Annotated in this window: 11 protein-coding genes and 1 tRNA gene; 2 read left to right on the plus strand and 10 right to left on the minus strand. The window is 65.1% G+C overall.

The window, feature by feature from the left end:
• Nucleotides 1-8 precede the first annotated feature (8 nt).
• From E3T31_RS12245 to E3T31_RS12270, 5 genes are all read right to left on the minus strand, one after another.
• Nucleotides 9-335 carry a hypothetical protein gene (locus tag E3T31_RS12245; RefSeq protein ID WP_134468936.1) on the minus strand — a complete coding sequence of 109 codons (327 nt, stop codon included), beginning with the start codon at nt 333-335 and terminating at the stop codon, nt 9-11.
• Between the two features lie 3 nt (nt 336-338).
• The gene (locus E3T31_RS18755) at nt 339-2,468 is read right to left on the minus strand and encodes a helix-turn-helix transcriptional regulator (RefSeq protein ID WP_370304538.1); all 2,130 of its coding nucleotides are present in this window, start codon (nt 2,466-2,468) and stop codon (nt 339-341) included.
• Nucleotides 2,469-2,484: 16 nt separating this feature from the next.
• Entirely contained in the window at nt 2,485-3,432 is a 948-nt protein-coding gene (locus E3T31_RS12260) for an FKBP-type peptidyl-prolyl cis-trans isomerase (RefSeq protein ID WP_134468937.1), read from the minus strand.
• A 129-nt stretch (nt 3,433-3,561) separates the two neighbouring features.
• Nucleotides 3,562-4,563, minus strand: coding sequence for a tRNA (adenine-N1)-methyltransferase (locus E3T31_RS12265; RefSeq protein WP_092448598.1), 1,002 nt, complete (start codon nt 4,561-4,563; stop codon nt 3,562-3,564).
• Nucleotides 4,560-5,324, minus strand: a complete 765-nt coding sequence (locus E3T31_RS12270; protein ID WP_255454042.1) for an HAD family phosphatase — start codon at nt 5,322-5,324, stop codon at nt 4,560-4,562. The genes E3T31_RS12265 and E3T31_RS12270 overlap by 4 nt, the downstream gene beginning before the upstream one ends.
• A 79-nt stretch (nt 5,325-5,403) precedes the next feature.
• Between E3T31_RS12270 and E3T31_RS12275 the strand changes: the two genes are divergently transcribed.
• Nucleotides 5,404-6,360, plus strand: a complete 957-nt coding sequence (locus tag E3T31_RS12275) for a proteasome assembly chaperone family protein (RefSeq protein ID WP_092448597.1) — start codon at nt 5,404-5,406, stop codon at nt 6,358-6,360.
• A gap of 3 nt (nt 6,361-6,363) precedes the next feature.
• Here E3T31_RS12275 and mshC read toward each other — a convergent pair whose 3' ends face one another.
• Genes mshC through E3T31_RS12290 form a run of 3 tightly spaced genes read right to left on the minus strand, consistent with a single transcriptional unit; the run spans nt 6,364 to nt 9,963 of the window.
• Nucleotides 6,364-7,638 (minus strand): cysteine--1-D-myo-inosityl 2-amino-2-deoxy-alpha-D-glucopyranoside ligase, encoded by a 1,275-nt coding sequence (gene mshC, locus E3T31_RS12280; protein WP_134468938.1) that lies wholly within the window; start codon nt 7,636-7,638, stop codon nt 6,364-6,366.
• A 43-nt stretch (nt 7,639-7,681) separates the two neighbouring features.
• Nucleotides 7,682-8,536, minus strand: coding sequence for an undecaprenyl-diphosphate phosphatase (locus E3T31_RS12285; RefSeq protein ID WP_134468939.1), 855 nt, complete (start codon nt 8,534-8,536; stop codon nt 7,682-7,684).
• Between the two features lie 59 nt (nt 8,537-8,595).
• On the minus strand, nt 8,596-9,963 hold the full coding sequence (locus tag E3T31_RS12290) for a M20/M25/M40 family metallo-hydrolase (protein ID WP_134468940.1): 1,368 nt from the start codon (nt 9,961-9,963) through the stop codon (nt 8,596-8,598).
• A 106-nt stretch (nt 9,964-10,069) separates the two neighbouring features.
• Between E3T31_RS12290 and E3T31_RS12295 the strand changes: the two genes are divergently transcribed.
• A tRNA-Leu gene (locus E3T31_RS12295) sits at nt 10,070-10,154 on the plus strand.
• Nucleotides 10,155-10,264: 110 nt separating this feature from the next.
• Here the strand turns inward: E3T31_RS12295 and E3T31_RS12300 are convergent.
• Both E3T31_RS12300 and E3T31_RS12305 read right to left on the minus strand, forming a co-directional pair.
• Entirely contained in the window at nt 10,265-11,137 is an 873-nt protein-coding gene (locus tag E3T31_RS12300) for an ABC transporter permease (protein ID WP_134468941.1), read from the minus strand.
• A complete protein-coding gene (locus E3T31_RS12305) occupies nt 11,124-12,092 on the minus strand; it encodes an ATP-binding cassette domain-containing protein (protein WP_241977876.1) in 969 nt (322 codons plus the stop codon). The genes E3T31_RS12300 and E3T31_RS12305 overlap by 14 nt, the downstream gene beginning before the upstream one ends.
• Between the last annotated feature and the right edge of the window lie 45 nt (nt 12,093-12,137).

The following is a 12,137-nucleotide window of genomic DNA, read 5'->3' on the forward strand; positions in this document are numbered from 1 at the left end:
CTCTTGTCTTAGCGGGTAACGTAGCGGGCGTTTCGCATCAGTTTACCCCGCACGATCCGGCCGTCGCGACGCACCTGCCGCCGATGGACGCGTTCCGCTTCGCGCTGCTCGACCTCGTGGCGCAGCGCCGCAAGATCCGTGAAGACGGCCGGTCTGAACTGCTCCGGCCTCGGGCTGACATCCACGTTCAGTGCGGTGATCTGATCGCCCAGGGCTTCGAAGGCACGCAGCGCACCGAAGGATTTTCGGTAGAGCCGCACACCGGACCACACCAGCAGGGCAAGGAAACCCAGCGTCAGCGGGCTCCAGATGAGCAGCCAGGACCACCAGGGCATCCGCTACTCCTCGCTGGCCGGGGAATCGGTGTACTGCGCGACGCCGGCCGCCGCCCACTCGGCGACGACACGGCGTGATTCGGCCGGTTCGAGTACAGTGACGATCCCGGCCAATCCCGCGACCAGTCGTTTGAGGGCGTGGGAGTGGGCGACCCGCAGGGTGGTGCGCGTACGACCCCCGGTACCGACCGGAACCGACCGTTCGGGGCGATAGTCGGCGAGCAACGGCAATGCCGCGTTTTCGAGTTCGAGTCGCACGTCCAGGTCGCCGCTGGAGGCCTGGAACAGGGTATCGGGCAACAGAATATCCGCGGCGTGCGTGCTGCGTGCTCTGCTGGTCGTGCGCGGGTCGCTGATGCGATCGAGACGGAAGGTGCGCACCGCTTCGCGGAGATGGCACCAGCCGCGCAGATACCAGTCGTTGTCAACAGATTCGATGCGCAGCGGATCGACGAGACGGTGTTCCTGAGCACCGCGGGCGTTTAGGTAGTCGAACTCGACCTGCATCCCCGACGTGAGAGCTGCCTGGAGGAGCGCACGTGTCGCCCCGCCATCGCGCCGCGCGACGGCGAGTTGGGTCGGCGGAGCCGACGCGCCGCGGGTCAATTTGGCCATCAGCGATGCAATCGCATCTGTATCAGCATTGTCGGGTAGGGCCGAGAGGTATTGCAGGCCGGCGATGAGCGCTGCAGCCTCCCGGGCCGAGAACCTGGGCGAATCGTCGATGGCGACCTGATGGGTGAGGACGATGCAGTCGTTCAGCTCGAATTCATCCCAGAGGATGTCGAAGAGATCGCCGTGCAAATACTGACGGGTTTCTCCGGGAATTCCGGATAAGGCGATGAGACTGACCAGGGAGCGCACACGCTCAGGGGGCAGGTCGAAATGCTCGGCGACCTCCGTGACGGTCACCCGACCCTGCTCGATCAGGTACGGAACCAGCGAAAGCAGGAGAGTGAGCTGGTCGCTGGCGATTCGCGATTGCGCGGCCATCGTGGCGGGGTGCGTTTTGGGTTGCGTCAGGCGACGGCGCGGCGCCGCTCCGGCTGCCCCGACCGGCAGGTCGAGCGAATGAGCATCGCGAACAGCGAGCAATCGGCTGGTTACGGCCGTGCGCAGTGCGGGAGGACCAACGACGAATACTTCCGGCCCGAAGGCGGCCAATTCGTCGGCGAGAACGTGCAGGTCGGTGAAATGTACGACGCGCTCCGGGCTGGACGCCGGGTCAGTTGCCGGGATTCCCGACTGACGCGCGCCGAGGCGCACTGCCGCGTCGGTGCCCGGCTGCACCAGGACGTGCGCGACGTTGCTCGCCCACAGTTCTTCCAATTCGGCCAGGGCGCGGGCACTGTCGGCGGCAGTGCCGGCGGACGTGTCGTTGGCAGCGTCGGTGACCGGGGACGGGAACGCCGCCGGTACGACCGTGACCGCTCCCACGATGCGCGAGAGGAGGAAGGTGCGCGGAGCATGAGCGACTTCATCGGTCGCGTAGAGGTGCCAGCGCCCCTCATGCTGCACGAGCGCCCGGGGGACGACCACGCGACGGAGCGGTTTCCTCTTGCCCGGTTTGAGGTAGAGAAAGGCCACTACCTCGGTGCGATCCAGCGCTTTGCTGAGCGGGTCAAAGCTATGGTCCCGCGTGCGCAGCAACGGTGCGTAGCCGAGCACAGGTTCGCTCGAGTCGACGCCGAGCGAATTCAACTTGATCAGGGCGCGACGGGATTCACCGGACAGCGATCCTTCACGCCAGACCGTGCCGGCGAGTTTGAGCAGCGACACTTCGTCGGGAGTGAAGGTCACATCGGCCGGGAGGTCGTACAGCCCTTTCGGTATGCGATAGCGCAAGTGATGGTTGCTGCCCGGATCGTCCGGCGTCTCGATCGTCTCGAGGGGAATGCCCAGTTCCCGAATGTCGTCCTTGTCGCGCTCAAATTGGCGCTCCAGACTGTCATTGGGTCCAGCGATCAGGAATCGCTGCCGATAGCCCTGAACGTTGGCGAGGATATCCGCCTTGGTCAGCCCGGATTCCGTCGCTACGAGCGCCAGGACCAGACTGAACAGACGTTCCGGAGCGGTGACCGGGCGCGGTTTGGGCGCGTCGCCGCGTTCGTCTGGGTCGACCGGGGAAGGCACGAGGTCACTCCCCTGTTTAGTTGATGCCGAGGATGTCGAAGACGAAGATGAGCGTGGAATCGGCCGGAACTGCGCCCGACGCGGTCTTGCCGTAGGCCTGTGTGGGCGGAATGACGGCGACGATCTGCGACCCGACGGTTTGCCCGGTGAGAGCCGCTGCCATGCCGGGGATGAGCTCAGTGGGAACGAACTCGACCGGGCTGCCGTTCGCCCAGCTGGAATCAAAGACCCTCTTCTCTTTCCAGAGCACTCCGGTGTAGTTCAAGGTGACCGTCGAATCTTCCAGGACCTTGGCCCCGGTGCCCTTCTTGAGAACCCCGATTTCAAGTTCAGTGGGCGCATCGCCGGACGGCACCACGATGCCGGGCGTGCCGTCGGCGTCCAGGACGACCGCGGGAAGACCGTTGGCGACCGGCTGGTTTGCGCCGTCGGCGCGAGGCAGGAAGGCCTTCACGATGTCGACCACGAGCACGAGGGAGTCCGTCGCCGCGACCTGGAACTGTTCGTTGCCGCCGGCTGGTCCGAAGGCGTCCTCGGGTGCGATGACGATCGCGACCCGTGCCCCGACCTGGGCGCAGAGCAGACCGTCGACGAATCCAGGAAGGGTGCTCTCGTTGAGGATGATCGGGACGGCCGTTGAGCCGTCGAAAGCACTCTGCTGGATCGCAGCACCGGTCGTTCCGTTGTAGAGGTTGAACTCTGCGGTGATCTTCTGTCCGGGAACGATCTTGTCCCCCGAACCCGCAATTACCTCGGTGCGCTGGGTGGACGCGGACTTGAGGGGCGTCGGAAAAGTGACCTCCGGTGCCGAACCAAAGTCGCCGGAAACTTTCACCAGCTCGGAGGCGGCACCCGCGGAGACCGGTGCGTCACAGGAGGCCTGGGCCGTGCCGGGGCTGGCACAGGCGGTCAATGCCGCCATCACGAGTCCGGCGGTGGCGATCAGCGCGGATGCTTTGCGCACAAGTCCTTCTTTCGATACGGGGTTGCTGCAGCACTGGGCGCTGCGCTGGATGCTGTGGGGTCGATCTGTGACCGGGTGGCGCGGCCGAGGCCTCGTACGTAGCACAACCGAAACGGGCCGGGCCCTATCCTAACCGGCGTCGAGGTCTCGAGCTTTGGAGAGGTCTGCGCTGGTCCCGGCGATCCGCACGCGTTTGCGCATGACCTTGGCACTGACATTGCGCTCACCGAGCGCCCCGGGCGTCCACGCCTCGACGTCGGCGTCACTGAAGTCGGTCTTCGACGGTCGTCGTTTCAGTTCGGGCAGAATCGTGTCGGGAGCGAGCCGTCTGGCGGTGATGAGAAAGCCGGTGTGCCCGATCATGCGATGGTCTGGGCGGACGGCGAGTCCCTCGACGTGCCAGCCACGAATCATGGTCTCGCTGGAGTCCGGGTTGGTGTACAAACCGGTACCACGAATGGCTTCGGCCACGCGAGACAGCTGCGTCACCGTGGCAACGTAGCAGAGCAGGACCCCGCCGGGCTTGAGGGCGTCAGAAACCGAGCCAAGGCACTCCCACGGTGCCAGCATGTCCAGGACGACCCGGTCAACGCTCTGCGCCGGCAGGGTCTCCGGCAGGGTTTCGGCGAGGTCACCGAGCGTGATGGTCCAGTTCTCCGGATCGTTGCCGAGGAACGTGGCGATATTGTCCCGGGCGACGTCGGCGAATTCTTCCCGCCGTTCGAAGGAAGCGAGCCGACCGGCCGGACCGATCGCCCGCAGCAGCCAGAGCGAGAGCGCTCCCGAACCGACCCCGGCTTCGACGACAGTGGCACCGGGAAAGATATCGGCCTGGGCCAAAATCTGTGCAGCATCCTTGGGATAGATGATGGCCGCGCCGCGCGGCATGCTCATCACGAAGTCCACCAGCAGGGGGCGCAGCGCAAGATGCTCGACCCCGACGTTGTTGGTGACGACCGATCCGTCGGGCTGTCCGATGATGTCGTCGTGCGCGAGAATTCCGCGATGCGTGTGAAAGGTCAGGCCAGCCTGGAGCGAAATGGTGTTCATTCGCCCCTTCGGTCCGGTGAGTTGCACGCGGTCGCCGACGCGAAAGAGTCCACTGTTTTGGATTACCTGGTTGTTGCTCATGCGAGTGGTGCGCTTTCGTGTCGGGCAGCCCGGGTGGGGGAGAGAAGATGAACGGGTTCGGAAAGTTCAGCGGTGGAGAAACGATAGAGCGCTGCCAGATCATCAATCGTGCGACCGACCAGCGTCGACCAGCGGGTGTAGTCGTCGCTTTCCGGCAGGTCGATCTGGTGGGGCACAGCGATGGTGATGGCACCGGCGGCCACAGCCGAGGCGACGCCGGGAACGGAATCCTCAATGGCGATGCACCGGCGCGGATCGACGCCGAGCCGTTCGGCGGCCATGAGGTAGGGGTCAGGGTGCGGCTTGCTGTTGGCGACCATATCGCCGGCGATAACCAGGTCAAACGCGGGAAAATCGATCAGGTCGATGATCTGCCGAGCCATGCGCTCGACCGACATCGTCACGAGCGCGGTCGGCACTCCGGCCGCCTTCAACTCCTGCAGCAGTTCACGAGAACCGGGGCGCCAAGGAATTCCATGCTCGGCCAGCTGCTGCTGCACCCGGTCGGTGAGGCGAGCCACAATGGCGTCTGGCGTAAGATCCACCCCGCGGGACTGCAGAATCGCCGCAGAGTTCCACAGTCCGGAGCCGACCAGCAGCATGCCATCGTCGTGCGTCCAGACGCCGCCGAATTCAGCGACCAGCTCCGTTTCCGCACGCATCCAGTACGGTTCGGTGTCGACGATGGTCCCGTCCATGTCCCAGAGGACGGCGGCGGGCAGGGAAACGGGCGCGGAGGGCGGCACAGGAGAAACATTCACGGGGTTCAAGTCTAGGGCCACCGCCTATCCTTGACTGAGGCGCTCCACCGGGAGGCCGAAAGAATTGAGGACATACACGGTGACTGACGGTATTGGGTTTCTGGGCGGGCGGCTTCTCGTCGTTGCTTTCGAGGGCTGGAATGATGCCGGCGAAGCTGCGACCGGGGCGGTACGTGCACTCAAGGACCTCCTCGACGTCGAGGTCATTACCGAGGTCGATCCGGAACTGTACTTTGACTACCAGTTCAACCGACCGACCGTGTCGACCAATGAAGACGGCGTGCGTGCCATCGGATGGCCGAGCGCGATCATGTACGGACCGACGGCCGCCGGCCCGGTCAGCGTTCCGCTGGCCGAGGACGCCGAGTTGCGGGTCAGTGGTACGAATGCCGGCAACATCTACCTGCTCATCGGTACCGAACCGTCACGAAGTTGGAAGAGTTTTGCGGCGGAGATTCTCGACGCTGCCCTCGCCGCCGATGTCAGCGGTGTGGTGTTTCTGGGAGCGATGCTCGCCGACGTTCCGCACACCCGACCCATTTCCATCTTCGTGTCGAGCGACAATTCGAAGGTGCGCGGCGAATTGCAGATCGAACGAAGCAACTACGAGGGGCCCGTCGGCATTCTCAGCGTGCTGTCGGACGCCGCCGAGACGGCGGGCATTCCGACGCTGTCGATTTGGGCATCCGTTCCCCACTACGTGCACAACGCGCCGTCCCCCAAGGCGATGCTGGCCCTGATCGACAAGCTGGAAGAAGTGATCGACGTCGTGATCCCCCGTGGTGCGCTCGTCACCGAGGCGGCCGAATGGGAAACCGGGATCGATGTGCTGGCCGGTGAGGATGAAGAGATGGCCGCCTACATCGCCCAGCTCGAGCAGGCCCGCGATACCGTCGACTCCCCCGAAGCGAGCGGCGAAGCCATCGCGCAGGAGTTCGAGAAATACCTGCGTAAACGCGGCACTGACGGACGCGATGGACGCGCTGACGGTCGACCCGACGGGCCGGGCAGCCGGCCAGAGGGCCCGCGGCAGTAGGTTCTAGAGCTCCACGCCGAGCAGGGCATGGACGGCGCGATGGACGAGTTCAGGGGCGTCCACGGTGTCGGCTGCAGCGTGGTCGAGAATGCGCAGCGCCTCTGGCGTGTCCAGATCGTGTCGGAGAGCCAGACGAAGCGACTGCACGATTGCTGTCGCTGAACCGGACGCACCGGCGCCGAACGTGGCGCCGGCACCGAAGGCCGCCGACCAGCGGGCCAAACGCTCCACCCCTTCGTCGAGCAGGGAAGACGTCCACTCCCAGTCGGTGCGATAGTGACGGTCGAGCAGGGCAAGACGAATGGCCCGGGGATCGATGCCCCTGGCCCGCAGGCGCGACACCAGCACGAGGTTTCCGAGCGACTTGCTCATCTTCTCCCCCCGGTAGGCGACCATGCCGGTGTGGCTGTAGACGCCGGCGAGCGGATGCCCGGACAGCCCTTCCGCGTGTCCGGCGCTCATGTCGTGGTGCGGGAAGATCAGGTCGGATCCGCCGCCCTGCACGGTGAAGTCGGTGCCGAGTTCCTTCAGGGCGATGACCGAGCACTCGATGTGCCAGCCGGGTCGCCCCGCACCGACGAGGGATTCCCAGGCCGGTTCTCCGGCCCGGGCGGCCCGCCAGAGCAGCGGATCGAGACGGTCGCGCTTGCCCAATCGGTCGGGGTCTCCCCCGCGCTCAGCGAACAGTCGGAGCATGCTCACGAGGTCGAGGTTGCTCTCCTCGCCGAGCGTCCAGCCCGTGTTCGCTTGCGCTGCTGCGATATCGAAGTAGAGATCGGCGGCGATCTGCCCGTCAGCACCGGCCACGGCATCGTCGGTCGGCACGGGGTAGGCCAGCCCGGCATCGCGAAGCGCGGCGACCGCCTCAGCGATCTCGTCGATGACCTCGGTCACGGCGACGAAATCGTTCGGTGGAATGATGCTGAGCGCTTGCATATCGGTGCGGAACAGCTCCACCTGCGATTCGGCGAGGTCGCGCCAGTCCATGCCGGTGGCCGTCGCCCGCTCCAGGAGCGGGTCGTCGACATCCGTCACATTCTGGGCATAGTGCACCCGGAAGCCGGCGTCGATCCAGACCCGCTGCAGGGTATCGAAGGCCAGGTAGGTGTTGGCGTGACCAATGTGCGTCGCGTCGTAGGGCGTGATGCCGCAGACGTACAGACGGGCCGCATCCCGCGGCTGCGCCAGCACCAGGCTGTCCGTTTTGGTGTCGTGGAGCCAGGGAGCACTGGATTCCCCGGGGACAGAGACAATTTCGGGTCGTTCCCATGCGCGCATACAACCACCCTAGCTTTCAACGGGCGGTCACCTTGCGAGCGGGCTAGGCGGAGATGACGTTCGTGCCGAGGAGCACGAACAGCACGATGCCGAGCACGATGCGGTAGATCACGAACGGCAGGAAGCTGCGCTTGGAGATGTAGTTCATGAAGAACGCGATCACGGCGAGGGCCACGAAGAAGGCGATGACGGTGGCCACGAGCGTTTCCAGAGGGCCGAAGATTTCGGGCGTGCAGTTGGCTGCGCCGGCCAGACACGGCTCGGCGATGGACTTGTAGATCTGGAAGAAGCCGCTGCCGAGCACCGCCGGAATGGCCAGTAGGAAGGCATAACGGGCGGCGGCAGCGCGCTCATAGCCGAGAAACAGTCCGGCCGTGATGGTTCCGCCGGAGCGCGACACCCCAGGGATGAGGGCGAGGGCCTGGGCGAATCCGAAGATGACGCCGTGCCCGACCGTGATGTCCTGCAGCCTGCGCCGTTTGGCTCCGACATGATCGGCGATTCCGAGCAGAATGCCGAAGACGATGAGCATGGTCGCGGTGATCCACAGCGACCGCAGCACGGTCTCGATCTGGTCCTGGAACAGCAGTCCGAGGATGATGATCGGCAGCGAGCCGAGAATGATGAGCCAGCCCATGCGGGCATCCGGATCTGTGCGGGGAACGCTGCCCCCGAGCGATCTGGCCCATTGGCCGATGATGCGCACGATGTCGCGCCAGAAAAAGATCACCACGGCCGCCTCGGTGCCGATCTGGGAGATGGCGGTGAAGCGTGCACCTGGATCTTCGCCGGTGCCCAGAAACTGGCCGACGATGGCGATGTGCGCGCTCGAGGATACCGGGAGGAACTCGGTCAGGCCCTGGACCAGACCCAGGATGATCGCATTCAGAAAGTCCACACGCTTCGCTTTCTCAGAAAATTCAGTGGATGCCCGGTCCGACCTGGATCCACGGCTTGCTAGTAGCTGGAGAGCAGGTCGGTCAAAACCCGCCTGCCAAACACTAATGCGTCGAGGGGCACTCGTTCATCCACGCCGTGGAACAATGCCGGGAAATCGAGGTCGGCCGGCAGCCGCAGCGGGGCAAACCCGTAGCCCTTAATGCCAAGCGTGCTCAGTGCCTTGTTGTCCGTTCCGGCAGACAGCAGGTACGGCAGCACCGGCGCTCCTGGATCGTGGCGCTCCAGGGTGCTCACGACGGCTTCGATCAGCGGACCGCTGAACTCGGTCTCGAGGCCGATATCGCGGTGCATCGTTACAATTTCGATGTCACTCCCCACAATTTCTTGAATTTGGGCGAGGACGAGGTCTTCCTCGCCCGGCAGCGAGCGGATGTCGATCAGCGCCTCGGCCGCATCCGGGATCACATTGTGCTTATACCCGGCGGTGAGGCCGGTCGGGTTGGCGGTCGTGCGCAGGCTGGCCTGGATGAAGCCGGAGGCGGTGCCGGTCGCCAGGGCGAGCTCGTCGGGGCCGACCCGCTGCGGATCCACGTCGAGAATACGTGCGATCTCGCCGAGCAGCTGTTCGGTCGTGTCGGTGAGCCGAATCGGCCACTCATGACGCCCCAGTTTTGCCACGGCCTCGGCGAGCCGGGTGATCGCGTTGTTCGGATGCATGCGGGAGCCGTGCCCGGCCTCGCCGCGGGCCACCAGCTTGACCCAGATGAGGGCTTTTTCCCCGGTTTGCAGCAGGTAGGCGCGTTGGCCGCCGAGGGTGATGGAGTACCCGCCGACCTCGCTGATCGCCTCGGTCGCACCGTCGAACAGGTGCGGGTGTTCGTTCACCAGAAAATGGGAACCGAGCACACCGCCGGCCTCTTCGTCGGCGAAGAAGGCGATGACCAGGTCGCGCTCCGGCGCACCGCCGGAGCCGATCACGTCCTGCAGGGAGGCCAAAATCATGGCGTCCATGTTCTTCATATCGACCGCGCCGCGCCCCCAGAGCAAGCCGTCCTTGATGACGCCGGCGAAGGGGTCGACACTCCAGTTCGCCGGGTCGGCCGGCACCACGTCGAGGTGCCCATGCACGACCAGGGCCGGGCGGGAGGTATCGCGACCCTGCACCCGCGCCACCACACTGGTGCGGCCAGGTTCGGAATCGAACAGTTCGGGCACGAGGCCCAGGGCTCGCAGCTTCTCGGCAACGTACTCGGCGGCATCCGTTTCACCGTTTGAACGACCCTCACCATAATTTGTGGTGTCGAAACGGATGAGATCGCGCGCGATTTCGGCGGTCAGATCGAGTTTCGCAGCGGCCGTTCCGGGTGACGCACCCGCTGAATCAGCGAAACTTGCGGCCGGAATCGTGTTCGGGGAGGAAGCCATAACCACACGCTACCCGTCACCAACGGGCGCAGTGACACAACGGGCGTTCTAAACCGTGCTAAGTTATTACCTCGGCAGCCGGTTCATCCGGAGGCCGTTTCACCCAGTCCGGGTGGCGGAATTGGTAGACGCGCTGGCTTGAGGTGCCAGTGCCCGTTAAGGGCGTGTGGGTTCAATTCCCATCTCGGACACGGAGATTTCTTTCAAGAAATCAACGAGGACTGGTTGAGACAGTTCACAAGGCCGGATCCCCTGGATCCGGCCTTGTCTCGTTAAGATTCATAGCAGTGACGAGAGTCGGTTAGGACAGGATGTCCCTAGTCACGAATCGGCTGTAGGCCAAAGCCCCGAAAACGGCCAGGTAGCAAAACTGCACGATCGCGTTCTGGCCGAACGAACCCAGGTCGAGCGGTTGCCGGAGCAGATCGGCGAAGCCGAGCCAGTAGTGGCTGAACAGCCACGGGTGCAGCCAGTCGAGCTGCGGGATGACGTCAAGTATCTGCGCGATCACCGAGACCACGATTGTTGCCGCCATGGCTCCGACGGGCACATCGGTGAGGGTGGAGATGAATAGTCCGATCATGGACAGTCCGAGCAGCGACACCGTGACGTACGCGGCCACCAGCAGGGACCGCAACAGCGATTCGGGCACGCTGATGGTGTCGCCGGAGAGCAACGTCACTGGCCCGACCGGGAACAGTGCCGCACCGATGAGTGCGCCGGACACGGTCAGCGTCAGCGTCGCGACGAGGCAGAACAGGGCAGCGCCGGCGTATTTGACCAACAGCAGCCGTACGCGGCCGGCTGGGGCCACCAAGAGGTAGCGCAGGGTGCCGAGGCCCGCCTCCCCCGCGATGGTGTCTCCGGCGACGACTCCGATGGTTAGTGGCAGAAACAGGGGAATGGCGACCACCATGGCGGTGAAGCCGACGAACAGGCCGTTCTGGGTGACCCGGTCGAGGAACGGCGGGCCCTCCCCCGGGTCCAGCGTCGACGAGGACAGACGCACGGCCACGGCGAGCAAAATCGGGATGAGCGCCACCGCGATGAGCATGGCCCAGGTACGACGACGACGAAACAGTACGGAGATCTCCGAGCCGAGCAGATCCCAGCCGCCCCCGCGCGCGGGTAGAACGCGCTCCGGCGTCTGCGGCAGGACTTCACTGGACGACATCAAAACCTTCCCCGGTCAGTGCGACGAAACGTTCTTCCAGGCTGGGTTCCACGATGGCGAAACCACGGATGCGCACGCCACCGGCCACGAGAGCCGTCACGATGGCCTCCGGCTGCCAGTTGGTGTCCCCGAGCGGCGCAACGACGACCGCGTCGGCGGCATCGCTCGTGGCGTGTGCTGGCGCGAGCCCGAGGTGGGTGAGCACCCGGAGCGCGCCGGCGGCGTCCGGTGTGCGCAGGTGGACCCGTGATTCGCCCACCTGCCGCAGCTGGGCCAGGGTGCCCTGCGCGACGAGGCTGCCCGCACTCATCACGGCGGCGTGCGTGCACATCTGCTCGACTTCGGCGAGCAGATGGCTGGAGACGAACACGGTCGTGCCTTCGGCGGCCAGCGAGCGCACGAGGCTGCGCACTTCACGCATGCCCTGCGGGTCGAGGCCGTTGGTGGGCTCATCGAGCACCAGCAGCTCGCGTGGGAGGATGAGGGCGTTGGCGATGCCGAGCCTTTGTTTCATGCCCAGTGAATAGGCGTGCACCTTCTTATCGGCAGCGTGGGAGAGGCCGACCCGTTCGAGAGCACCCTGAACTCGGGCCCGACGGGTACCGCGTGGGGCGAACCGATCGGCGGCATCGAGGCGCCGCAGGTTTGCCGCCCCGGACAGAAACGGGTAAAAAGCCGGACCTTCAACGAGGGCGCCGACGCGGGGCAGCACCTCGCGCAGTCGGGCGGGCATGGACTGACCGAGCACGCTGATCGTCCCGCTCGTCGCCTGGCTGAGCCCGAGGAGCATGCGAATGCTCGTCGTTTTGCCCGATCCATTGGGCCCGAGAAAGCCGAATACCGAGCCGCGCGGCACCATGAGGTCGATGCCGTTCACCGCCGTTTGCGACCCGAATTTTTTGGTGAGCCCCCGGGTCTCAATCGCCAGGCCGTGACCCTGGCTTCCGGCTGTCACGGTGCCGGTCACCGTGCCGTGCGCAGGATGCCGGTCCCGGACACC

Origin of the sequence: Cryobacterium sp. TMS1-13-1 (assembly GCF_004403125.1) — a bacterium.
Lineage (GTDB): Bacteria > Actinomycetota > Actinomycetes > Actinomycetales > Microbacteriaceae > Cryobacterium > Cryobacterium levicorallinum.

Bases quoted from the DNA above. Each gene is read 5' to 3' on its own strand.
- E3T31_RS12245 (WP_134468936.1), bottom strand. From the start codon at position 335: ATGCCCTGGTGGTCCTGGCTGCTCATCTGGAGCCCGCTGACGCTGGGT.
- E3T31_RS12265 (WP_092448598.1), bottom strand. From the start codon at position 4,563: ATGAGCAACAACCAGGTAATCCAAAACAGTGGACTCTTTCGCGTCGGC.
- mshC (WP_134468938.1), bottom strand. From the start codon at position 7,638: ATGCGCGCATGGGAACGACCCGAAATTGTCTCTGTCCCCGGGGAATCC.
- E3T31_RS12290 (WP_134468940.1), bottom strand. From the start codon at position 9,963: ATGGCTTCCTCCCCGAACACGATTCCGGCCGCAAGTTTCGCTGATTCA.
- E3T31_RS12300 (WP_134468941.1), bottom strand. From the start codon at position 11,137: ATGTCGTCCAGTGAAGTCCTGCCGCAGACGCCGGAGCGCGTTCTACCC.